The 21,917-nt window shown below is 65.6% G+C and carries 18 protein-coding genes and 1 tRNA gene; 6 read left to right on the top strand and 13 right to left on the bottom strand.

From position 1 onward, the window contains the following. The first annotated feature begins 62 nt into the window (after positions 1 to 62). The 4 genes from ACVZTU_RS15750 to ACVZTU_RS15735 all read left to right on the top strand — a co-directional run bounded on the left by ACVZTU_RS15750 (position 63) and on the right by ACVZTU_RS15735 (position 5,185). Complete coding sequence (locus ACVZTU_RS15750; protein WP_482400807.1) at positions 63 to 1,478, top strand: aminotransferase class III-fold pyridoxal phosphate-dependent enzyme; 1,416 nt, start codon at positions 63 to 65, stop codon at positions 1,476 to 1,478. Positions 1,479 to 1,798: 320 nt separating this feature from the next. Beyond that, positions 1,799 to 3,223 carry an inorganic phosphate transporter gene (locus ACVZTU_RS15745; protein WP_482400806.1) on the top strand — a complete coding sequence of 475 codons (1,425 nt, stop codon included), beginning with the start codon at positions 1,799 to 1,801 and terminating at the stop codon, positions 3,221 to 3,223. Continuing rightward, entirely contained in the window at positions 3,220 to 3,453 is a 234-nt protein-coding gene (locus ACVZTU_RS15740) for a hypothetical protein (RefSeq protein WP_172171696.1), read from the top strand. Before ACVZTU_RS15745 ends, ACVZTU_RS15740 begins: the two co-directional genes overlap by 4 nt. Before the next feature lie 1,069 nt (positions 3,454 to 4,522). Further along, the gene (locus tag ACVZTU_RS15735) at positions 4,523 to 5,185 is read left to right on the top strand and encodes a hypothetical protein (protein WP_482400805.1); all 663 of its coding nucleotides are present in this window, start codon (positions 4,523 to 4,525) and stop codon (positions 5,183 to 5,185) included. A 211-nt stretch (positions 5,186 to 5,396) separates the two neighbouring features. Here the strand turns inward: ACVZTU_RS15735 and ACVZTU_RS15730 are convergent, their stop codons facing one another. Next, positions 5,397 to 7,229, bottom strand: coding sequence for a phosphoenolpyruvate carboxykinase (GTP) (locus ACVZTU_RS15730; protein ID WP_482400804.1), 1,833 nt, complete (start codon positions 7,227 to 7,229; stop codon positions 5,397 to 5,399). 374 nt (positions 7,230 to 7,603) lie between these two features. Between ACVZTU_RS15730 and ACVZTU_RS15725 the strand changes: the two genes are divergently transcribed. Together ACVZTU_RS15725 and ACVZTU_RS15720 are read left to right on the top strand one after the other, a co-directional pair. Further along, positions 7,604 to 7,676: transfer RNA gene (locus tag ACVZTU_RS15725), tRNA-Arg, on the top strand. Positions 7,677 to 7,789: 113 nt separating this feature from the next. Further along, the gene (locus ACVZTU_RS15720) at positions 7,790 to 8,506 is read left to right on the top strand and encodes a hypothetical protein (RefSeq protein WP_482400803.1); all 717 of its coding nucleotides are present in this window, start codon (positions 7,790 to 7,792) and stop codon (positions 8,504 to 8,506) included. Between the two features lie 72 nt (positions 8,507 to 8,578). On the opposite strand, the gene ACVZTU_RS15715 is transcribed toward ACVZTU_RS15720, so the two are convergent. The 12 genes from ACVZTU_RS15715 to ACVZTU_RS15660 form a co-directional block, all read right to left on the bottom strand. Further along, positions 8,579 to 8,938 (bottom strand): universal stress protein, encoded by a 360-nt coding sequence (locus ACVZTU_RS15715; protein ID WP_482400802.1) that lies wholly within the window; start codon positions 8,936 to 8,938, stop codon positions 8,579 to 8,581. A 113-nt stretch (positions 8,939 to 9,051) separates the two neighbouring features. Then, complete coding sequence (locus tag ACVZTU_RS15710) at positions 9,052 to 10,467, bottom strand: sugar porter family MFS transporter (RefSeq protein WP_482400801.1); 1,416 nt, start codon at positions 10,465 to 10,467, stop codon at positions 9,052 to 9,054. 201 nt (positions 10,468 to 10,668) lie between these two features. Beyond that, the gene (locus ACVZTU_RS15705; RefSeq protein WP_482400800.1) at positions 10,669 to 11,553 is read right to left on the bottom strand and encodes a sugar phosphate isomerase/epimerase family protein; all 885 of its coding nucleotides are present in this window, start codon (positions 11,551 to 11,553) and stop codon (positions 10,669 to 10,671) included. A 36-nt stretch (positions 11,554 to 11,589) separates the two neighbouring features. Next, entirely contained in the window at positions 11,590 to 12,618 is a 1,029-nt protein-coding gene (locus tag ACVZTU_RS15700) for a Gfo/Idh/MocA family protein (protein ID WP_482400799.1), read from the bottom strand. Between the two features lie 30 nt (positions 12,619 to 12,648). After that, on the bottom strand, positions 12,649 to 13,563 hold the full coding sequence (locus tag ACVZTU_RS15695; RefSeq protein ID WP_181270824.1) for a sugar phosphate isomerase/epimerase family protein: 915 nt from the start codon (positions 13,561 to 13,563) through the stop codon (positions 12,649 to 12,651). A 94-nt stretch (positions 13,564 to 13,657) separates the two neighbouring features. Then, positions 13,658 to 15,562, bottom strand: coding sequence for a 3D-(3,5/4)-trihydroxycyclohexane-1,2-dione acylhydrolase (decyclizing) (iolD, locus tag ACVZTU_RS15690; RefSeq protein ID WP_229663956.1), 1,905 nt, complete (start codon positions 15,560 to 15,562; stop codon positions 13,658 to 13,660). A 1-nt stretch (position 15,563) separates the two neighbouring features. Beyond that, positions 15,564 to 16,556, bottom strand: coding sequence for a 5-deoxy-glucuronate isomerase (gene iolB / locus ACVZTU_RS15685; RefSeq protein WP_482400798.1), 993 nt, complete (start codon positions 16,554 to 16,556; stop codon positions 15,564 to 15,566). Positions 16,557 to 16,560: 4 nt separating this feature from the next. Beyond that, entirely contained in the window at positions 16,561 to 17,451 is an 891-nt protein-coding gene (locus tag ACVZTU_RS15680) for a class I fructose-bisphosphate aldolase (protein WP_373284077.1), read from the bottom strand. Between the two features lie 65 nt (positions 17,452 to 17,516). After that, positions 17,517 to 18,533 carry a 5-dehydro-2-deoxygluconokinase gene (gene iolC / locus ACVZTU_RS15675; RefSeq protein ID WP_482400797.1) on the bottom strand — a complete coding sequence of 339 codons (1,017 nt, stop codon included), beginning with the start codon at positions 18,531 to 18,533 and terminating at the stop codon, positions 17,517 to 17,519. A 258-nt stretch (positions 18,534 to 18,791) separates the two neighbouring features. Beyond that, positions 18,792 to 19,559 (bottom strand): GntR family transcriptional regulator, encoded by a 768-nt coding sequence (locus ACVZTU_RS15670; RefSeq protein WP_181270821.1) that lies wholly within the window; start codon positions 19,557 to 19,559, stop codon positions 18,792 to 18,794. Between the two features lie 169 nt (positions 19,560 to 19,728). Beyond that, entirely contained in the window at positions 19,729 to 20,730 is a 1,002-nt protein-coding gene (locus ACVZTU_RS15665; protein ID WP_482400796.1) for a sugar phosphate isomerase/epimerase family protein, read from the bottom strand. After that, positions 20,727 to 21,911, bottom strand: coding sequence for a Gfo/Idh/MocA family protein (locus tag ACVZTU_RS15660; RefSeq protein ID WP_139467981.1), 1,185 nt, complete (start codon positions 21,909 to 21,911; stop codon positions 20,727 to 20,729). Before ACVZTU_RS15660 ends, ACVZTU_RS15665 begins: the two co-directional genes overlap by 4 nt. Between the last annotated feature and the right edge of the window lie 6 nt (positions 21,912 to 21,917).

The following is a 21,917-nucleotide window of genomic DNA, read 5'->3' as shown; positions in this document are numbered from 1 at the left end:
CCGCCCCGACCCGGGGCGGACGTTCACGCAACGACGAACCACCTCGGCGAAGGAGCCCTGACATGACCACCACCGCGGATTCCCCGCTCACCGAATCGCACCTCGACGCTGATCGCTCGGGCGCTGATCGGATCGATGCGCAGCAGATCGAGGCCGGGCGACGTGCCCACGGACTCGACCGTGCGCACGTCTTCCACTCCTGGCAGGCTCAGGGGCCGTTCGACCCGCTGACGATCGTCGACGCCGCCGGCCCCTACGTCTGGGACGGTGAGGGTCGAAAGCTGCTCGACATGTCTTCGCAGCTGGTCAACACCAATATCGGCCATCAGCACCCGGCCGTCGTTGCGGCCATCCAGGAGCAGGCCGGCCGGCTGTGCACCATCGCGCCGCAGCACGTCAACGACGCCCGCTCCGAGGCGGCCCGACTCATCGCCGAACGCACCCCGGGCGACCTCGACCATGTGTTCTTCACAAACGGGGGAGCCGATGCGAACGAGCACGCGATCCGGATGGCCCGACTGCACACCGGTCGGACGAAGGTGCTCTCGGCCTACCGCAGCTACCACGGCGGCACGCAGCTGGCCGTCAACGTCACCGGTGACCCGCGCAGGTTCGCCAACGACTACTCCGCTGAGGGCATCGTCCACTTCATGCCTGCCTACCCCTACCGGTCGTACTTCAACTCGACGTCCGAGGCCGAGGAGACGCAGCGGGCGCTGGCCCATCTCGAGGACATGATCACCCTCGAGGGGCCCGGCAATATCGCGGCCCTCATCCTCGAGACCGTGCCGGGCACCGCGGGGATCTACGCCCCACCGGCCGGCTACCTCGCCGGCGTGCGGGAACTGACGGCGAGGTACGGGATCGTCTTCATCGCCGACGAGGTGATGGCCGGATTCGGCCGCACCGGTCGCTGGTTCGCCGTCGACCACTGGGACGTCACCCCGGACCTCATCACCTTCGCCAAGGGCGTGAACTCCGGATACGTCCCGCTCGGCGGAGTCGCCATCTCGGACGCGATCTTCGAGACCTTCCGCGACCGGGCATACCCGGGCGGACTGACCTACTCGGGACATCCGCTCGCCTGTGCGGCAGCGGTCGCGACGATCACCGCGATGGAGGACGAGGGGATGATCGCCAATGCCGAGCGCCTCGGCGAGGACATCATCGGCCCGACTCTGCGGGAGATGGCGCAGCGCCACCCCTCGGTCGGGGATGTCCGGGGTCTCGGCTGCTTCTGGGCCGTCGAGCTCGTGAAGGACCGGACGACGAAGGAGCCGCTGGCGGCCTACGGCGGCAGCTCACCGGAGATGAACGAGGTCATCGCAGCGCTTAAGGCCGAAGGCGTGCTGCCGTTCGCGAACTTCAACCGCATCCACGTCGTGCCGCCGCTGAACACTCCGGACGAGGATGTTAGGTTCGGACTCGCCGCCCTGGATCGGGCACTCGACGTCGCGGATCGGTACGTCACGGAGTAGATTCGTCACGCGTGAAGGAGGAGTCGCCTCGGCGAAGTCACGCCGCGGTTTCCGCGGTTGACTGCGTGAGGCGGGGAGCCGCCTCGGCGAGGGATTGCTGTTTTCGGGCCCCGTTCGGAATGTGAGTGCTATTGCACTCTCGGCCGGGCGGGGCCCGTTTGCGCACGTCAAAAGTGAACAAAAGGTGAATGAGGTGGAGTAGGGTCGAATTGCGGGTGAAGAGCGGTTGAATCTGTGGGTAGACTTCTGCGGGATAGTGATGGCTGGCCGTCAGCTGCATCATCCACGGTCCGAATAGTGTCTACACCCAAGGTCGATTAGTGGAAATCATCTTCGTCGTCGTGCTCGTCATCGCACTGGCACTGTTCTTCGACTTCACCAATGGCTTTCACGATACGGCCAATGCCATGGCCACACCGATCGCGACCGGGGCCATCAAACCGAAGGCGGCGGTCACGCTTGCCGCGATCCTCAACCTCGTCGGTGCCTTCCTCTCCACCGAGGTGGCCAAGACCATCTCGGGCGGCATCATCAAGGAAGGCGGCGGGGGAGTCCAGATCACTCCCGACTTCATCCTCGCCGGCCTCATCGGAGCCATCATCTGGAACATGGCGACATGGCGCTTCGGCCTGCCATCATCCTCGTCCCACGCACTCTTCGGGGGCCTCATCGGTGCGGCCATCGTCGGTGCCGGACTCAACTCCGTCGACTACGGAGTGTTCCTGTCCAAGGTCGTCATCCCGGCTCTGGCTGCCCCGCTCATCGCCGGATTCAGCGCCTACCTGTGCACGAAGATCGCCTACGTGATCACTCGCCGCAACGAGGAGGGCAAGACCGCCCGGCGTGCACCGTTCAAGTACGGGCAGATCTTCTCGTCCTCGCTGGTGGCGCTCGCCCACGGAACAAATGATGCGCAGAAGACGATGGGCGTCATCACCCTCGTGCTCGTCTCCGCCAACCTGCAGGAGCACGGCACCGGCCCGCATATCTGGGTGATCACCGCATGTGCTCTGGCGATCGCGCTGGGCACCTATGTCGGCGGATGGCGCATCATCGACACTCTCGGCACGAAGCTGACGACGGTCAAGCCCGCTCAGGGACTGTCGGCCGAGACTTCGACGGCGGCCGCCATCCTCGCCTCTTCCCACCTCGGCTTCGCTCTGTCGACGACGCAGGTCGCCTCCGGCTCCGTGCTCGGTTCGGGACTGGGCCGCAAGGGCGCCGATGTCCAGTGGTCGACGGCCGGACGGATCGCATCCGGTTGGCTGCTGACGATTCCGGCCGCCGCGATCGTCGGCGGAATCGCCGCCGGCATCGCTCACCTGGGAACGGTCGGCGTCGTCGTCGACACGGTCATCGCCGTGGTCGTGGTGCTGTGGATCTACCTCAGTTCCCGCCGGGTCGAGGAGACGGACATCTCGAACTTCGACACCGTCGGCGAGGCCGTCAACATCCGCGGCCGCAAGCGCAAGCTGCGTAAGGACCGCAACCGCAAACGTGCTCAGGAGAAGAGAGAAGCTCGATACGAGGCCTGGGCGGAGAAGCAGGCGGCGAAAGAGAAGCGCCGTGCCCACCGCGATGCGAAGAAGAACGGGGCGGTTCCCGCCGAGGCTGCGAAGACGAGTTCATCGTCGACCGGATCTGCTTCCGGAGCCGATGCGGGCCGGGCCTCGAACACCGGAGCCGATGCGGGCAGGGCAGATGCGAGCAGGGCAGATGCGAGCGATAAGGGAGACGCGAAATGATCGAGTGGAGTTCGTTCGCCATCGTTGCAGCCGCGACATGGGTCTCGGCCATCATCGTCATCACTCTGTTCTCCGTCGGAGTGCGGATGCGCGCCGCGCACCTCGACCGCGTCGAGGAGGGCCGCAGCAGCTCAGCGCTGCCGGTCGGCTACTGGGCGGTCTTCGGCATCTGCGGAGCGGTCGTGCTGCTCGGCGTCTACCTCATCGTCCCGGCCCTCCACGGCGCCTGAGCTTACCTGGCCCGGTGAGCATCCCTCACCGTTGGTGGCATAACCAACCTCTGGATTGCCGTCGGTCACCGATAGCGGCTACTCCTACAGTTGCACCAGGGTGTTTTGGCACTGCGACAGTGTTTTGCGACTGCCTCTTGGTTATGAGACGCGCGTAAGGGAACAGCGTTGCCGCATGGGTGTGCCCGCGGCGTGCTTTCGCGGGCAGAGCCGAGACGAACAAATAGAATTCCGTCCATGGGGCATTCGGATACGGGCGATGAGCTGCCATCCTATGTGCGCAACGCAATAGGTGAGGCGGACCCGCAACTTGTCAGTCGGTGGGTCAAGGAGCTCGATCGGACCGGGCAGATGGTGCTGCGGACCGGGTTCTTTAAGACCCTGGGATTTGCTGTGATCACGTGGGCGTTTTCAGTCTGCCTCGCGCTTCCGTTTGTAGGAACACCGGCACCGATCTGGATTCCCGTGTGGGAGCCGCTCGAAAGTCCGAGCAGCTGGGCGGTCTCGATACTCTCCGGTGCCATCTTCGCCGCGGGTCTAGCGGTGTCGGGAATCGGGGCGCTGATGTTCACTGTCGCTGTTCCACTTTTCCGACCTCGGACGATCATCTCCCGGTGGGGAATCCGCACCATCTGGTGGGCTCCCGGAGGCAGCTCAACCCGGTTCTCTGCCGCTTGGTCTGACATAGACATCATCGATGGGTTCTATCCGCACACAGCACCGCCACGAATGTGGCCGTTGCGTTCGACACTTCACGTTCGAATCAGGGCGACCGGGCCGACAGTGAAGAACACTCTGCTGTTGCCTAGGAAGAGAAGTCTCAGAGCAGCTTCTGATGGGCAGAGAACCTATCTCCTCAGTCATCTATTGCGAGGAGGCTCACGCGAAAGGCTGGCATTCCTGCTCCAAGCGCAGGAACATTTTGTGAAATGACAAAGTGCGCGTGCCGCTTGCAGCGGCGATTTCTCTCGTCAGTTCCAATTCCTACAGCTGCACAGGGATGTTTTGGGCAGGGGAGCTGCATTATGCGCTTGCTGGGCGACCGGCGGTTTCGTCCTAAACTCTTCTTGTGAGAATTCCGCCGCACAATCCTCGACATGCCGCTGATCTGCAGAAGGAGATCGCCAAAGCCGATCGCCGGCGCATCGACCAATGGCATGCAGCAATGCGGCGCGATGGACGCGTCGTACTGCGAACAAACCTGGTCAAGACTTTCGCGATGGCACTCATCTGTTGGCTGTTCGTCGGAGCGATCATCCTCATGTTCGTCGTCACCCCCGCCTCGACCTGGAACCCGATGTCCCCTGGCTTCGGCGGGTGGCCGGTCTTCTTCTTCCTTGTGGTCTTTGCCATCGGCTTGGTGCTCTTCGGCGTTGGTGCAGTGTTATGGACGTTCGTCTTTCCCCTTTTGCGACCACAGTTGGTCATCTCGCGGTGGGGCGTGGAGTCCTCACGGTGGAAACCGGGCGGACGCCTCCGTCAGTTCGCAACGCCGTGGTCAGGCGTCGTCGACATCGGGGGAGAGTTCGAGTGGAGGAAATATCCGCTTCCGGACGCCCTGTTCGTGACGATCACTGCCCGTGGGCCGACCGCTCATCAGAACGCACTGATCGGCAAGCCGAGGAAGCCGGAGAAGGTCACCTATCGCCTACTAAAGGAGCTCAAAGCGAAACCGCGTGATGTGTTGGTATTTCTCCGTGAGGTTCATGGGGCGCAGGCGGCGCATTGCTGAGTCTGCGCGGCTTCGGCCCTATAGCCCGGAGGCACTCACGGATCAGCGGCGGGCTCAAACGGTCGAACGCGCACCCGCAACGAAATACGACAATCCCCCAACCACCTCGGCGGCGGTTGGGGGATTGCCGATGAACGGACGGCTCAGACTGTCAGCGATGAAACCAAACGGCTCAGGCTAGCCACACAGCTAAGAAACTCAGCCAAACGACTCAGGCGAGGCCGAGGCGCTGGCGGAGGTTGTCGACCTCGGCGCGGAGTTCGGCCGGAACCGAATCGCCGAGTTCGGCGTACCATTCCTCGATGAGGCCGAGTTCGGTCTCCCACTCTTCGGGCTTGATGGCGAGAGCCTTGCGCAGCTGCTCGTCGGTGAAGTCGAGGCCCTCGGTGTCCAGGCCGCCTTCGACCGGGGTGAGGCCGAGCGGGGATTCCTGCGCATCGGCGGTGCCGGTGACGCGCTCGAAGACCCACTTGAGGACGCGCGAGTTCTCGGAGAATCCGGGCCACAGGAACGAGTTGTCGTCGTCGCGGCGGAACCAGTTGACGTAGAAGATCTTCGGCAGCTGGGCGCCCTCGGTGTTGCCGATGTTGATCCAGTGCTGCAGGTAGTCACCGACGTTGTAGCCGATGAACGGACGCATCGCCATGGGGTCGCGGCGGACGACGCCGACGGCACCGGTGGCAGCTGCGGTGGTCTCCGAGGAGAGCACCGAGCCCATGAACACACCGTGGGTCCAGTCCTGGGTCTCGGTCACGAGCGGCATCGTGGTCTTGCGGCGACCGCCGAAGAGGATGGCCGAGATCGGCACACCATTCGGGTTGGTCCACTCGGGAGCCAGGGTCGGAACGTTCGCGATCGGGGTGCAGAAACGCGAGTTCGGGTGAGCGGCCGGGGTGTCGGACTCAGGCGTCCAGTCGTTGCCCCTCCAGTCGGTGAGGTGAGCAGGTGCCTCGTCGGTCTTGCCTTCCCACCACACGTCACCGTCGTCGGTCAGTGCGACGTTGGTGAAGATGTTGCCGCCGGCCTCGATGGCGCGCATCGCGGTCGGGTTCGTGGTGTAACCGGTGCCCGGGGCGACTCCGAAGAGTCCGAATTCGGGGTTGACGGCGTAGAGTTGGCCGTCTTCGCCGAAGCGCATCCACGCGATGTCGTCACCGAGGGTTTCGGCCTTCCATCCGGGGATGGTCGGTTCGATCATGGCGAGGTTCGTCTTGCCGCAGGCCGAGGGGAACGCAGCGGCGACGTACTTGACGACGCCTTCAGGGCTCGTCAGCTTGAGGATGAGCATGTGCTCGGCCAGCCAGCCTTCGTCGCGAGCGATCGCGGAGGCGATGCGCAGCGCGTAGCACTTCTTGCCCAGCAGGGCGTTGCCGCCGTAGCCGGATCCGTAGGACCAGATGGCGCGGTCTTCGGGGAAGTGGGTGATGTACTTGGTGGTGTTGCAGGGCCAGGCGACGTCTTCCTGTCCCTCTTCCAGCGGAGCGCCGACGGAGTGGACGCACTCGACGAACTTCGCGTCCTGGGCGTCGATCGCATCGAGGGCGTACTTGCCCGAGCGAGCCATGACGAGCATGGAGAGGACGACGTAGGCCGAATCGGTGACCTCGATGCCGAACATCGGCTGGTCCGCCTCGGCGTGGCCCATGACGAAGGGGATGACGTACATGGTGCGGCCGCGCATCGAACCCTCGAACAGACCGTTGAGCGTTTCCTTCATCTCCGCGGGAGCGACCCAGTTGTTGAGTGGACCGGCATCCTTCTCGTCTTCGGAGCAGATGTAGGTCCGGCCCTCGACGCGGGCGACGTCCTCGGGGTCGGAGGCCGCGTAGTAGGAGTCCTTGGTGCCGTTGACACGCTGGATGGTGCCGGCTTCGACGAGCTTCTCAGCGATCTCGTTCTTCTGTGCTTCGGAACCATCGATCCAGACGATGTCGTCCGGGGTTGTCAGGGCGGCGATCCGGCTGACGAACGAGAGCACCGACTTGTTCTCGGTCGGTGCGTTCTTCAGCTGGTCAGCGACGACATCATGGTCGAGGACAGTCATGAGTGGTCTCCTGGTCAATCGGGTGTGGGGTTTCGTCTCCGGCGGCTGGCGCCCGTCGAGCGGTTGGTACATATCCACCGTAGGATGGGAGCGGAAGCGAAAAACGCGCGTTTCGGTCACTCGAAGATGTGCATTGGATCACAGCCAGAGGGTCATTGACGTGAATGCAACAATTGGATGACGTGTTGTTTCAAATATTTGACGATTTGTTTCAGCGATGATTGACGGCTGAAATCTGCGATTTCATGCCCTCTCGCCGAGGCGGCTCTGACCGTGAGTGCGAATGTGGCGAAGCGCACGTGGGTGCGATTTGAGCTTCGGTGAAACTGGTGTGTATAGTTGTTCGAGTTGCAGGGCGTGAGTCCGAGCGACATGCGCCACTAGCTCAACGGATAGAGCATCTGACTACGGATCAGAAGGTTGGGGGTTCGAATCCCTCGTGGCGCACAGAACGAGAGTCCCTCACCTGGCAGGATTGCCGGTGAGGGACTTTTTCGTATGCCCGGAGTCAGGCTGATCCGGGCGTCGATTCGAAGGTTGGGGTTCTGTTGGGTGCTGAGATGCGGAAAGCCCGTCGCCATCGTGAAGAGCTCGGTGAGGTCATCGAGGTGTTCGCCGACCGCCCAGGACCGAAGACGGTGACGGGGTTCGTCCTCGGGTGGATGCTCTTCACAGTTCTGACATTCATCAACCCGGGGGAGACGCCGCTGCTGGCGGTTGCTCCGGGCATCATCTTCGCGGTGATGTTCGGTCTGATCCTTCTCTATCTCTCGGGTGAGCGGCTCATCGTCTGCGAACGAGGAATCCTTGTCGGCTCTGTTGCCCCGGGGATTCGTCCCTACGCCATTCCCTATGGGCAGATCACGCCCGGCAGCATCGTCGGGGTCGCTGGTGCGAACAGATATCTCAAAGAGGTCGGACTCCAGGGACAGATCGCTCAGTCGACTCTGCGGGCGTCGTGGTGGACGAAGAACGGTGTCCACTTCGTCGCCTGCTCGGCCGAGGATGCCAGGCGCGGACGCAGACGAGTCACACTGGCCCTCGACCCGATTCCACGGTCGATCGACGGCCGCTGGATCTGGTTCGCAGGGACCGGTCGGCAGTCCGCGAGGTCGGCGGTCGAGGCGATCGCTCGGGCCGCCTCGGCGGCGGGGTATCCGCAGCTGGCCCAGGCCGCGCTCGACCGCGGAGTCGTCGAGCTGACCGGCAACCCCGAGGACGCAGCGCGCCAACTGCCCGGCCACCCTCCGGTCCGCGGGGACGGACGATCGCGATAGGACGACGGTGCGGGAACGCGACCGTCGATTCGTTGAAACGACGGTCGCGTGGCCGGGCGGTCGACGGTGGGCTCAGTCCTTGACTGCGAGCACCGGAACCGGAGAGTCGAGGAGCAGCCTCTGGCTCACAGAGCCGATGAGCATCTTGCCCACCCGGGACCGACGTCGCATCCCGATGACGAGCCGGTCGACGTCCGAACGGTCGTCGAGTTCGTCGAGGACCGCCTCGGCGGGATCGCGGTCGCCGCGTCCCTTGCGTGCGACGACGGTGTAGCTGATTCCGCTCTCGTCGAGCGCGGCGGTGTCGAACGACGCGACGATGCCGAGCGGAACGATGACGAGATCGGTGTCGAAGAGCCTGGCTTCGGCGATGGCGGCGGTGACTGCCGCTGCGCCTTCCGCGCGGTCAGTGACGGCGACGAGGATCGACATGATGGGCTCCTTCACGAAAGAAGATGAACGATGAAGCTGATGCGGGCGGTGGAGTGAGCATCGGCGGCAGGACGACCAGTGCCGGCAATGCGGGCGGGAACGGACTCGTCACGTCACTCACCGTACTTCGTGCGGAACTCTGCTTCGAGGTCTTCGAGGGTCTTGTTCCGGGTCTCGGGGACGAAGAAGTAGATGAACAGCAGTGCCAGCACGCCGAGGGCGGCGAAGAGGAAGAACGTGTTCGCGATGCCGAGGCCGCTGACCACGCTCGGGAAGAACTGTGCGACCGCGGCATTGGCCAGCCAGAGGGCGAAGACGCAGATGCCCATTGCGAACGAGCGGATCTTCAGTGGGAAGATCTCGGCGAGCATGAGCCACACGAGCGGTCCGAGCGTTCCCTGCATGGAGAAGACGAACAGGATGACGAACACGAGGATCGCGTAGGCCTTGAACGTGCCGTCAGGCAGGAACACGGCCGAGAGGCCGATGAGCAGATGGAAAGAGCTGGTGAGGATGAACCCGCCGAGAAGCATGAACCGCCTCGGCAGGCGGTTGATGAGCATGATCCCGACGGTGACGCCGAGGACGGAGAAGAGTCCGTTGAACGTGTTCGCGATGATCGCGGCATCTGCGGAGAAGCCGGCATCGGTGAGCAGCTGGGTGCCGTAGTACATCACCGAATTGATACCGGTCAGCTGCTGAGCGACGCCGAGGCCGACGCCGATGAGGACGAGTCTGAGCACCCATTTCGAGGCGAGGTCCGACACCCCACCGGTTTTGGCGACTTCTTCCTGCTCGGCGAGGAGTTCGACCTCTCTCATTTCGGCCTCGGCACGTTCGTCGGACCGGACCAGTTTGAGGACCTCGAGCGCCTGACCATCGCGCTTCTTCGAAATCAGCCAACGCGGACTCTCCGGCAGGAAGATCATGCCCACAAGCAGTGCGATTGCCGGCAGCACGGCGACGGCGAGCATATAGCGCCACACATGATCGTGTTCACCCCATACGTTGAAGATGACCGCATTGATGACGAAGGCCGCGAACTGACCGACGACGATCATCACCTCATTGCGGGTCACGAGTGATCCGCGTTTCTCAAACGGTGCGAGTTCGGCCAGATAGACCGGTACCGTCGTCGAAGCCGCGCCGACCGCCAGGCCGAGGAAGAACCGGGCTCCAGCGAGGAACTGCCAGTTCGGTGCCAACGAACACGCCAGAGTTCCGACGATGAAGAACATCGCCAGAAGGATGATGTTCGATCGTCGCCCGAAGGCGTCGGAGAGACGTCCGCCGGCGACTGCGCCGAAGGCGGCTCCGATGGTGAGGAAGCTGACGACGAGGCCCTCGGTCCGCGGAGTCAGTCCGAAGTCGTGCGTCAGCGGTTCGAGGGCACCGTTGACGACCCCGGTGTCGTAGCCGAACAGCAGGCCGCCGAAGGTGGCGACGACGGCGATGATGCCCAGGCGTGAGGTGTGCGGACCCTTGGTGTCGGGCGGAAGTTCCACCAGCGATTTCACTTGACCGCTCATGGCGTTCACTCTCCTTTGAATGATTCTCAATCGTTCCGCCGCGGCAGCGCTGAATTGCGGCGCGACGGGGTAGCCGCACCACGCCGTGGCGGTGCGGTTGAGGTTGGCTATTCAGTAGTGGTGCGGATGGTGCGCTTATGTGGTTCGATCAGTGGGTACGAGCCAGCCCGACGACGCGGGGTCGGCTCGGTGCTGCGATTGTCAGACTGTCGGACCTCCCTGCTCTCTGATCAGGTCATCGATTCGTCGCTTCTGAAAGCGGCTGACTGACTCGTTGTTCTCGTTCTCAGCAAAGACGTTGGACACGATGAGGGACTCCGGAAGGTCGAGGAAACCCGTCCGCTGCAATGCGGCGAAGAGCGCGTCGAAGTCGACGTCGCCGTCTCCGACCTTGAGATGCTGGTGAACCCTCGCCGAGGTGGTCGGCGGATTCGCGATGTACCGCAACCCGTGTGAGGCCCGGTGATCGTAGGCATCGGAGATGTAGACCGCCCGGAGGCGCTCGCCGAGTTCGTCGACGAGGGTCTCGAGGCAGTCACCGTAGTGGAACGTATGCGGGGCGACGTAGACGAAGCCGATGGATTCGGAGTCGAGGCCGCGCAGGACCCGCCATGCCTCGTGGCCGTCTTCGACGAAGTCGTCGGGATGCGGGTCGAAGTTGAGCCGCAGCCCTTCCTTCTCGATGATCGGCAGCAGCTCGTCCATCGACCGGTAGAACGATTCCTCGGAATCCTCGAACGCTTCCGGCCGGCCGCTGAACTCGGTGTTGATGGTGTCCACACCGAGGTCGACGGCGATCTCGATGATGCGGCGGAAGTTCTTCACCGCTGCCACGCGCTTGGCTTCGTCGGGCCAAGCGATCCGCTGCACCGGCAGCAGAGCCGGCACTGTGATGCCTGCGGCATTGACGGCCTGGCCGAATCGGCGGATGAGGTCGCGGTCCATCTTCGGGTAGCGGAAGTGGGTCGCGAAATCCGGGTGCGGGGTCAGCTGCAGGTGTTCGAACCCGAGATCCGCCGTGGCGGCCGGGAAGTCGAGCAGTCGGTGCGTGTGATGCAGTGGGGTGGGATCGTAGGCGATCTTCATCGGTGCTCCAGGTGATCCAGTGGGCGGGCTGTCGGGTCAGAGGTAGAAGGCGGGAGTTTTGGGGATGTCGAGCGTGCGGGGCTTGCCGTCGAGAAGAGAGGCGACGCCCTCCTGACAGGCCACGGCCACCCTGTAGCCGTCCCAGGCCGAAGGCCCGGCGATGGTTCCCTGCCTGGCCGCGTCGACCCATGTCTGCACCTGGTTGTCGTAGGCCGTGGCGAAGCGAGTGGTGAAGTCGGCGTGCTCGGCAACACCGGAACGTCCCTGATGCCACAGCTGCATACCGTGGGACTCTCCGATCCGGGCGATGCCGGAGTCGAAGACCGCCTCGGTGGTCACCTGGTAGCCGAACTGGATGCTCACGTTCATCTCGAGATCGACGAGCGTTCCGTTCTCGAGCTCCATGAGCACGAGGATCGGCTCCTTGAGACGTTCGGGCGCCAGTCGGTTGCGGCGAGCGTGCTTGACCTCGAGGGAGACGATGGGGGAGCCTGCCAACCACGGCACGACATCGAACTCATGGACGACCGAGTCGTTGATGAGTGATTCCTGCTGATATGAGTCGGGCACCGCCGGATTGCGGTGAGCGCAGCGGAGCATGAGCAGCTCACCGGCCTGCTCGTTCGCGACGAGTTCCCGCAGCTGTCGGTATTCGGGGTCGAATCGGCGCATGAAGCCGACCTGGATGAGCTGTCTGCCGGTGGCCTGTTCGGCCTCGAGGACCCGCCAGGACGATTCCGGATCCGTCGTCAGCGGCTTCTCGCAGAGGATCGGAAGGCCGGCGGAGAGGCAGGGCAGGAGAACCTGCTCGTGGAGGAATCCGGGGGTGGCGATGAGAACTCCGTCGACAGCGCTCTCGTCGAGAGCGTCTTCGATGCGGGCGTATCCCTTGGCCCCTGGTGCGTCCTCCAGCGCCGCGGCGAGCCTGGCCTCGTCGGGGTCGACGATGGCAGAGACCCTGGCTCCGCTGATCGTAGAGGTGATGCGTTTGACATGGTCGGCTCCCATCATGCCTGCGCCGACGACGCCGACGCGGAAGTCTCGTGGTTGGGCGGAATCGTTCACTGTCACTCCTGTGTGTTCGTGGTCTGATGGTCAGCGGTCGACGACCGCGGCTGATGTCGAGCCGAGGATGGTTGCCAGAGTCCGCTGAGCGATCGGGAACGGGGCGTCGACGCTGCAGCCGAACATGTCCTGTTCGACGATGGCGAAGATGTTCTCATCGAGGGCGGCGACGGCGTCGATGATCGGGTCGAGCGGCGGAATGCCCTGATCGGGTTCGACCATGATCCCGTCGGCCACCGCATCTCCGAACGGAGTATCGGATTTGAGCACGTCGAAGATCTTCACCGGGTCGACCTGCTTGAGGTGGAGGTAGCCGATCCGGGACGGGTGGTCCTGGATGAGACCCAGGTTGTCGCCTCCGTAATAGGAGAAGTGGCCGGTGTCGAGGCAGAGGTTCGTGAAGCGCTCATCGGTGAGCTCGAGGAAGCGTTCGACCTCGGAATGCGTGCCGACATGGGAGTCTGCATGGGAGTGGAACTGCTGGTGGAGACCGAACTCCTCCAACAGTGCCTTGCCGAGGGCGTCGTGGCCGGCGGCCATGCGGGCCCACTGCTCGTCGTCGAGAGTGCGCGACTCCAGGGCCTGTCCGGTGGTGTCCGAACGCCACAGGTCAGGGATGACGACGATGTGCTCGCCTCCGAGATCGGCGGTCAGCGCCGCGACCGCTTCGGCCTGCTTCCAGGCTCGGTCGAACTGATCATCGGTCTTGTGGAACCCCGTGAACACGGTCCCGCCGGAGAGCTTGAGGCCGCGGCTGCCGAGTTCCTCGCGCAGCTGGTTCGGGTCCGTGGGCAGGTAGCCGTAGGGGCCGAGTTCGATCCAGGTGTAGCCGGCTTCGACCACCTCGTCGAGGAAGCGCTGCCAGGGGACCTGGCCGGGGTGGTCGGGCAGCCAGACTCCCCAGGAGTCGGGGGCGGTGCCGATGCGAAGTGACTGCGTCGTCATGGGTGAATCCTTGGTGTCGGTGATGTTCGTCTGAATCGAGGGCGGGGGCGCGTCTCGAATCGGGTTGCGTGATGCGCAGGTGATCTGAAGGAGGTCAGAGCAGCGCCCGCTGCGTGCTGCGCTCCTCCTCATAGGCGGTGCGGGCGTCCTGGGTCTCGTCCATCGTCGAGGTGGCTGCGACCGGCACGTCCCACCATCCCTCGCCGTCCGGGGCGTAGACCAAGGGGTCGGAGTTGATGTGGATGAGCGTGGAGGACTCCGAGGCACGGGCGGCTTCGACCGCCTCGGCGAGTCGGGCGCTCGCGGAGTTCCCGGGCTCGATCTCGACGACGTCGATGCCGTAGGAGCGGGCGTTCGCGGCGAGGTCGACGGGCAGGATCTCGTCGGTGCGGAACTCAGGGTCGTCGGCGTCGTACTTGCGGTACCAGGTGCCGAAGCGCGGAGCACCGACCGTTTCGGACAGGTGCCCGATCGAGGCGTAGCCGTGGTTCTGGATGAGGACGACGATGAGCTTGAGCCCTTCGGCGACCGCGGTCAGCAGCTCAGTGTGCAGCATGAGGTAGGACCCGTCGCCGACCATGACGACGACGTCCCGGTCGTCGCGGGCGGCGTCGATGGCTCGGCGCACGCCGAGTCCGCCGGCGATCTCGTAGCCCATGCACGAGAACGCGTATTCGACGTGGTAACCCAGCGCATCGCGGGTCCGCCAGAGTTTCTGCAGGTCACCGGGCAGGGAACCAGCGGCCTGGACGACGACGTCGCGCGGTCCCATGGCGCGGTTGACGGCGCCGATGATCTCGGGCTGACCGGGCAGCTCGGCGTCGGTGGCCGCGGTGGAGGCGTCGACCTCGGCGGTCCAGTTCGCCTTCTCCGTTTCGACCTTCCGTGTCAGCGCGTCATCGACCCGGAAGTCGCCGAGGCGCTCGTGCAGTCCCAGCAGACCGGCCCGGGCGTCGGCGATGATCGGGTACCGGCTGCCGTGCTTGTAAGCGTCGAAGCCTGCGACGTTGAGGTTGACGAAGCTGACGTCGGGGTTGTCGAAAGCGGTGCGGCTCGAGGTCGTGAAATCGCTGTAGCGGGTGCCGATGCCGATGACCAGGTCCGCCGAGGAGGCGATCCGGTTCGCGGCGGCCGATCCGGTGGCACCGACCCCGCCGAGGTTGAGCGGATGATCGTGGTCGAGGACTCCGCCGCCGGCGTGGGTGGTGGCCACGGGAATTCCGGTCGCCTCGGCGAAGGACTTGAGTTCGTTCTCGGCTTCGGAGTAGAGGACACCGCCGCCGGCGATGATGAGCGGTTCCTTCGCATTCCGGATCGCCTCGACCGCGCGGTCGAGCGGTCCGGGTTCGGGCAGGGGACGGCGGATGTGCCATTCGCGTTCGGTGAGGAACTCATCGGGGACCTCGATGAGCTCGGCCTGGACGTCCTCGGGCAGGGCGATGGTCACGGCCCCGGTCTCGGCCGGGTCGGTGAGCACGCGCATCGCGGCCAGCGCGATGGAGAAGAGCTGCTCGGGACGGTCGACCCGGTCGAAGAACCGGGAGAGCGGCCGGAACGCGTCCGTGACCTGCAGTGATGTGTCGTGAGGGTGTTCGAGCTGTTGGAGGACCGGGTCGGAGACGCGGGTGGCAAAGGTGTCCGAGGGCAGGAGCAGGACCGGCATGCGGTTGGCCGTGGCCAGGGCCGCGCCGGTGAGCATATTGGCCGCACCTGGACCCACCGAGGCTGCCGCTGCGAAGGTCGAACGCCGGCGGTTCATCCGGGCGTAGCCCACGGCCTGGTGGACCATGGCCTGTTCGTTGCGGCCCTGGTGGTAGGGCATGGCTCCCGGTTCCTCGTGGCTGAGCTGGCGAAGGGCCTGGCCGATGCCCGCGACATTGCCGTGACCGAAGATGCCGAACATGCCGGCGATGGTCCGCTGGCGGACGTCGCCGTCGACCGTGTACTGGCGGGCGAGGAATGTCGTGAGCGCCTGGGCGACCGTCATCGTTGTCGTCATGTCACTTCTCCTTCGAAGTCGCGTCTGTCTCGGCCGTGTAGGGCAGGCGGGAGTCGAATTCGAGGTTCTCCCATTCCTCGCGCACCCAGCCGTGGGCCGGATCGTCGCTGATGAGCCACACGCGTTCCTCGTCGGGGCCGGCCATGACGTTGAGGTAGTAGTTGTCGTAGCCGGGGGCTGCGGCCAGCGGACCGTGGTAGCCGTAGGGCACGAGCGCGATGTCGCCGGTGCGCACCGTCGCCGAGGTGGTGATCTCTCCCGCGGACGACGAGTAGGTCGAGAACAGGGAGAACGGATCGGCCGCCTCGGGGGCCTTCGATCCCCGGGAGACCGCGGTCTCGAAGTAGTAGATCTCCTCGAGTCGGGATTCGGAGCCGGGAATCGCCTCGTCGTGCTTGTGCGGGGGATACGACGACCAGTTGCCGCCCGGGGTGATGACCTCGCAGGCGATGATCTTCACACAGTCGAGTCCGGCCGGGGTCGCGAAGTTGTGGACCTGACGGCTCGAGATCCCCGAACCGCGCAGTTCGACGGGCACCTCGGCGGCGGGCAGGAACTGGACGGGACGAGCCTCGGTGGTGGGCGCCTCGGCGACGGCGATCCGCCCGGCGGTCGAGGACACGGTCGCGCTCGCTCCGGTGGGCAGGTAGAGGCAGTCGGCGGGGCCGTGGAAGACCGAGGTTCGGCCGGTCAGTGTCTGGCCGCCGGTGCTGCCGTCGGCCAGGGTGTAGTCGACGGTGAAGGACTCACCGGCGAGCGGGACGAGGACCCGTTCGACCGCGGCGGCCGGCAGGTCGATGGAGGTGGGGTGCTGATCATTCGCCGAGGCGGTCGTGCCGGTGCGCGGTGCGGACGGGATGGCGAATGCTGAGGCATCGCCCAAGGTCACGGACCGGAATCCGGTGTGTGCCCAGCCGTCGATCTCTGCGTCGACGACGGAGTCGAAGCCCTCGCGGGCGAGGGAGCCCGCGGTGTGGAACCATTCGTTGATCATGATTTCAGATCCTCTCTTCTCCGTGGACGAGAGCGGCGGCGCGGTCGACGGCCGAGACGACATCGCCGTCGGCGGGGTAGATGATCGAGCGGCCGATGACGAGTCCGCGGACTCCGGGCAGGGCCAGGGCGTTCGCCCAGCTGCGGAAGGTCGCCTCGGGGTCGTTCGAGCGTTCGCCGCCGAGCAGCAGCGTGGGCAGCGTGGTCGCGGCCATGACCCGTTCCATGTCGTCGACGACGGGGATCTTCAGCCACGTGTGCGTCGACGTCGCGCCGAGGCCCTGGGCGATGCCGATCGAGTTGATGACCGCCTCTGGGGTCAGCTGGTTGCGGACCTTGCCGTCGACCCATTCGTTCATGAACGGCTCCAGCATGACCGGCAGGTTCGCCTCGGCGCAGGCATTGACGGCATCGGCATTGGCCTGCAGCGCCGAGGCGGTCGCCGGGTCGCCGAGGTTGATCCGCAGCAGCGTCTTGGCCAGGTCGATCCCGTCGTGGGCCATCTGGTCGACGGTGTGACCGGTGAAGCGGTCGTCGATCTCGAAGCTCGAGCCGGCGAGCCCGCCGCGGTTCATCGATCCGACGGCGAGCTTGTTCTCGAGGTGGCCGAGGAAGGCGAGGTCGTCGAGGATCTCTGCGGTGGCGAGGACTCCGTCGACGCCGGGTCGCGAGAGCGCGGTGGCCAGGCGGGTGATGAGGTCGGCGCGGTCGGCCATCGCCAGGGCGTCGTCGCCGACCTTCATGGCGCCGCGGGCCGGGTGGTCGGCGGCGACGATGAAGAGGCGGGAGTCATCGCCGGCGATGGTGCGGCGGGAGCGGGACTGCCAGGCGCGGGTGATCGTGCCGGGGTCGGTGAAGCGGGCCTCGCGGAGTTCGGCGATGGCGTCGGTGGTCACGATGGGGCTCGCTGTCGCCGAGGCGGAAGCTGAGGCCGTGGTCTGTGCCGTGGTGGCGTCGGTGGTCACGAGTGGTCTCCCTTCGCGCCGGCCGCGACGGCAGCGGAGTCGGTGGGTTCGCCGATGACGGTGGTGATCTCCTCGGTCGCGGGCATCGCGGTCGAGCATTCGCGGCGGGTGGCGACGATGGCTCCGGCGACGTTGGCGAAGCGGAGCAGGTAGTCGAGGTCCCAGCCGGCCAGCAGTCCGCGGCACAGTGCGCCGCCGAATCCGTCTCCGGCGCCGAGGCCGTTGGTGACGTCGACCGGGTAGGGCGGAACTTCGACGCGTTCGTCGGCGGTCTTCGCGAGCACTCCCTTGGGGCCCTGTTTGACGATCGCGAGTTCGACGCCGCGTTCGAGGAGTGCGTCGGCGGCGCGTTCGGGTTCGGTCTCACCGACGGCGATCTCGCATTCCTCCTTGTTGCCCACGGCCACGGTGACGTGCTCGAGGGCACGGGCCACCTCGGCGCTGGCGATCTCGGGGGACTCCCAGAACATCGGGCGGTAGTCGAGGTCGAGGACGGTGTGCCCGGCGCGCTTCCGCGCCGCCCACGCGGCATGGTGGGTTCCCCGGCTGGGCTCGACACTCAGCCCGGTGACGGTGGCCCAGAAGATCTGCGCCGAGGCGATCTGCTCGGGGTCGAGGTCGGCCTCGGTGAGGTCGAGGTCGGGGGCCTTCGGGTCGCGGTAGAAGTAGAGCGGGAAGTCATCGGGCGGGAAGATCTCGCAGAAGGTCACGGGGGTGTTGTAGTCCGGGTTCGTGGCGACCCAGCGGTTGTCGACGCCGAGGCGGGCGACTTCGCTGCGCAGGTAGCGGCCGAAGGGGTCGTCGCCGGTGGCGGTGATGACGGCGGCGTCGACGCCGTGCTTGGCTGCGGCGACGGCGACGTTCGTGGCCGACCCGCCGAGGTACTTGCCGAAGGTCTCGACCTCTTCGAGGCCGACCGAGTCCTGGAGCGGGTAGATGTCGACGCCGATGCGTCCGATGGTGATGAGGTCGAACGGTGAGGTCCGAGGAGCCGAAGTCGGCGAGGAGGTCATGGTGGAGCTTCCTTCTCTACGGCGGCGATGCCGTTGCGAGTATTTGTCAGGACAAAGTATTTGTCATGACAATAGCACTGTTCGTGTGCCTCGTCACCCCCCTTGCGGGAGAAATTTCTCGGGTGCGGGCACAGCGGTGGCGGGTGGGTGTGAGAGTGCGGTGTAGGCGTGACGGCGCGATGCCGGATGGCCCCCGTTGTGTGCGGTGTGACTGATTGTCGCGGCCGCAGGCATCGCCGAAGTGCGGATCGGTGCGTCTCAGCGCGAGACGAGGGTCGTCTCGAATGAGTAGAGGTCGGGCCGGTAGCAGTGATCGCCCCATTCGACGATGGTGCCCGAATGGTCGAGTGCCGTGCGGTTCATCGTCAGCAGCGGTGACCCCGTGTCGATGTCGAGCAGTTCCGCCTCGGCGGAATCGGCGGCCTTCGCGCCGATGCGCTGCTGAGCGACGGAGAAGACGACCCCGCGGGCCCGCAGGGTCTCGTAGAGGCCGGTGCTCACGAGCTCGTCGGCGGTGATGTCGGTGAAGGGAGCCGGCAGCACATTGTGCAGCACCGCCAGCGGTGTCGAACCGACAAGACGGAGTCGCCGCAGGTGGAGGCTGGGTGTGCCGATGGGGACTCCGAGGTGTTCGGCCGCCTCGGCGTCGGCGGCTTCGACGCGATGCGAGAGCACGACAGTCGACGGCGGATTGCCGGACTTCTCGAGGTCCTCATAGAGGCTCGTGAGGTCGACCGGCCGGGCAACGGGGCGCTGGATCACCTGCGTGCCGATCCCGCGGCGACGCACCAGCAGTCCTTTGTCGACGAGGTCCTGGATCGCCTGGCGGATCGTCGGACGGGACAGCCCGATGCGTTTGGCCATCGCGACCTCGTTCTCGAGCCGGGTGCCGGCCACGAGCGTGCCGGCGGCAATGGCGCCTTCGAGCTTGCGTGCGATCTGGGTGTAGAGCGGCGCGGCACCGGGGGAGCGGTCGAGGGGGCCGAAGAACTCCGCAGGGAGTTCGGTCTCGGGTTCGCGTGCCATTGGCTCCTGCCTCATCGGGGGATCTGTGTTTCGAGCTTACTCGGCTCGCCAGGGTTCGGGGACGGTGACCCGCTCAGGTCACCGTCCCCGAACGCCTCAGTTCACGCAGTCGGCGTGGTCGCTGTGCCGCGGTCGGACGCGTCGCACGCCGACTGCGCGACCGTGTCGATCAGGCTGGGGACGGCACGGTGCGTGCGGTCGTGAGGAGCACCTCGGCGGCGGTTTCGAGTCCTTCGATCCGGCCGAGAGATTCGTCCTCGTGCTCGATGTGCACGGCCATGTTCGGGTCGACTCGGGCCAGGGCGGCGACGAACCGGTTCCAGAAGTCCTGGTCATGGCCCTTGCCGAGGGCGACGAAGTCCCAGGCCGAGCCCTTGGGCCAGGCGCTGATCGCCGCTCCGCCGCGGATGTTCGTGATCCGGTCCCCGGTGAAGCGGGTGTGGCGGTCGTCGAGCACGCCGTGGATCTGTGCGGCCTCGTTGATGCGCACGTCCTTGGCTGCTGCGTGGACGACGAGTTCGCCGAGGTGGTCGACGGCTGCGACGGGATCGATGCCCTGCCAGAACAGGTGGGAGGGGTCCATCTCCGCGCCGACGTTCGTCGCTCCGATCGTCTCGACGAGGCGTTCGAGGGTGGCGGGGTTGAACACGAGGTTGTGCGGGTGCATCTCGATGGCGATCTTCACACCGTTGTCGGCGGCGAGGCGGTCGAGGTTGCGCCAGATCGGGGTCGCGGCCTCCCATTGAGCGTCGCGGACGTCGAGGTAGGACGACTCCCACGGGTTGACGATCCAGGTCGGCACGGTGGCCGCGGAATCGGCGCCGGGCAGACCCGACATCGTCACCACGCGCGTCTGGCCCAGTCGATTCGCGACCTTGATGGCCCGCTCGATGTCGGCCAGAGTCGGCGGTCCGATCTCCGGATTCGGATGGAGGGGATTGCCGTTGGCGTTGAGGCCCGCCAACTCGACCCCTGCCTCGGCGAAGATGCCGAGGTAGTCATCACGGGCAGCGTCCGAGGTGAGGAGGTCATCGATCGTGGGCATGTGGATGGGCGGGAGGAACCCGCCGACGTTGATCTCGGCCGCGTCGAGTCCGAGCTCCTTGATGACGGTGAGTGCCTCGGGCAGCGGGCGATCGTGGAGGATGGCCGTGTAGACGCCGTACTTCATGCTGCGACCTCCTTCGCGGCTCCGTTGTCGCCAGCCGAGGCGATGACGGCGTCACGGACCTGGAGTGCGTGCAGGCCCTCGGAGAAGCGGGCGCAGCGGGGAAGGGAGTCAGCCTCGGCGCGGCCGGCGACCTCGTCGAGGAAAGCGCGCGCCTGGAAGACGAAGCCGTCGTTCTGTCCGACGCCGACACCGGGAGCTGCCATGGCGAGACCGTCGGCGATATAGGGATGTTCGGGGCCGAGTTGGATCGTCGTCAGTCCGGTCGCGGCGTGCCCGTCGATGGTCTGGTTGAGCACGATCTGGCCCGGGAAGCGGAAGTCGAAGCTGGCCGAGCCATTGGCGCAGAAGACTTCGATGCCGAGGCTGTTGGGATGGCCTGCGGCGATGCGGGAGACCTGGAGGACGCCGGATCCGGTGGGGAATTCGACGCCGAAGGCTGCGTAGTCGTCATTGCCGACAGGTTCGAATTCGTCGCTGACTTCGACATGGTCGTGGCCGACGACGTGACCGAGCGGCAGCGGGCGGGAGGTGATCGCGGTGTGGAAGCGACCGCCCGAGACCGAGCTGATGGGACCGGCGAGGAATTCGACGGTGTCGGTCAGGTGGCTGCCGACGTCGGCGAGTGCGCCGCTGCCGAGCTCACCTTTGTAGCGCCAACTCATCGGGGCGGTGGGGGAGCACGCATAGTCCGTCCAGTACCAGGCATTGACGTGGTGGACCTCGCCGAGGGTGCCGTCATTGATGAGGTCGCGGATGGCGGCCAGGCCGGGGGAGCGTCGGTAGGTGAAGCCGAGGCGGGCGATCGAGGTGGAGTCCTCGGCAGCGGCGACCATGGCGCGAGCGTCGTCGACGGTGTCGGTCAGCGGTTTCTCGCAGAGGACATGCTTGCCGGCCGCGAGCAGCGCTTCGACGATCTCCTTGTGGAGTGAGTTCGCGACGACGACGCTGACGATGTCGATATCGTCAGCATCGACGATGTTCTGCCAGTCCGTGTCGTGGCGGGAGAAGCCGTATCGGGCGGCCGTGGCGGCGGCGAGATCGCCTGCGAGGTCGCAGACGGAGACGAGTTCGAGCTCCGGCAGTTCGCCGGTGCCGACTGTGGGGGCGGCGCGCCAGGCCGAGGCGTGGGCTCGACCGGCCATTCCGGCTCCGATGACAGCGATTCCGAGGCGCTGCGGCATGATGAT

It is taken from the genome of Brevibacterium sp. OS20, from assembly GCF_056837565.1.
This window is presented reverse-complemented; position numbering and strand designations above follow the sequence as displayed.

Coding starts and splice junctions, on each gene's coding strand:
- iolC (WP_482400797.1), bottom strand. CDS start 18,533: ATGACCTCCTCGCCGACTTCGGCTCCTCGGACCTCACCGTTCGACCTC.
- iolD (WP_229663956.1), bottom strand. CDS start 15,562: ATGACGACAACGATGACGGTCGCCCAGGCGCTCACGACATTCCTCGCC.
- ACVZTU_RS15695 (WP_181270824.1), bottom strand. CDS start 13,563: ATGACGACGCAGTCACTTCGCATCGGCACCGCCCCCGACTCCTGGGGA.
- ACVZTU_RS15710 (WP_482400801.1), bottom strand. CDS start 10,467: ATGAGCGGTCAAGTGAAATCGCTGGTGGAACTTCCGCCCGACACCAAG.
- ACVZTU_RS15715 (WP_482400802.1), bottom strand. CDS start 8,938: ATGTCGATCCTCGTCGCCGTCACTGACCGCGCGGAAGGCGCAGCGGCA.
- ACVZTU_RS15740 (WP_172171696.1), top strand. CDS start 3,220: ATGATCGAGTGGAGTTCGTTCGCCATCGTTGCAGCCGCGACATGGGTC.
- ACVZTU_RS15730 (WP_482400804.1), bottom strand. CDS start 7,229: ATGACTGTCCTCGACCATGATGTCGTCGCTGACCAGCTGAAGAACGCA.
- ACVZTU_RS15660 (WP_139467981.1), bottom strand. CDS start 21,911: ATGCCGCAGCGCCTCGGAATCGCTGTCATCGGAGCCGGAATGGCCGGT.
- iolB (WP_482400798.1), bottom strand. CDS start 16,556: ATGATCAACGAATGGTTCCACACCGCGGGCTCCCTCGCCCGCGAGGGC.
- ACVZTU_RS15705 (WP_482400800.1), bottom strand. CDS start 11,553: ATGAAGATCGCCTACGATCCCACCCCACTGCATCACACGCACCGACTG.
- ACVZTU_RS15720 (WP_482400803.1), top strand. CDS start 7,790: ATGCGGAAAGCCCGTCGCCATCGTGAAGAGCTCGGTGAGGTCATCGAG.
- ACVZTU_RS15670 (WP_181270821.1), bottom strand. CDS start 19,559: ATGGCACGCGAACCCGAGACCGAACTCCCTGCGGAGTTCTTCGGCCCC.
- ACVZTU_RS15665 (WP_482400796.1), bottom strand. CDS start 20,730: ATGAAGTACGGCGTCTACACGGCCATCCTCCACGATCGCCCGCTGCCC.
- ACVZTU_RS15750 (WP_482400807.1), top strand. CDS start 63: ATGACCACCACCGCGGATTCCCCGCTCACCGAATCGCACCTCGACGCT.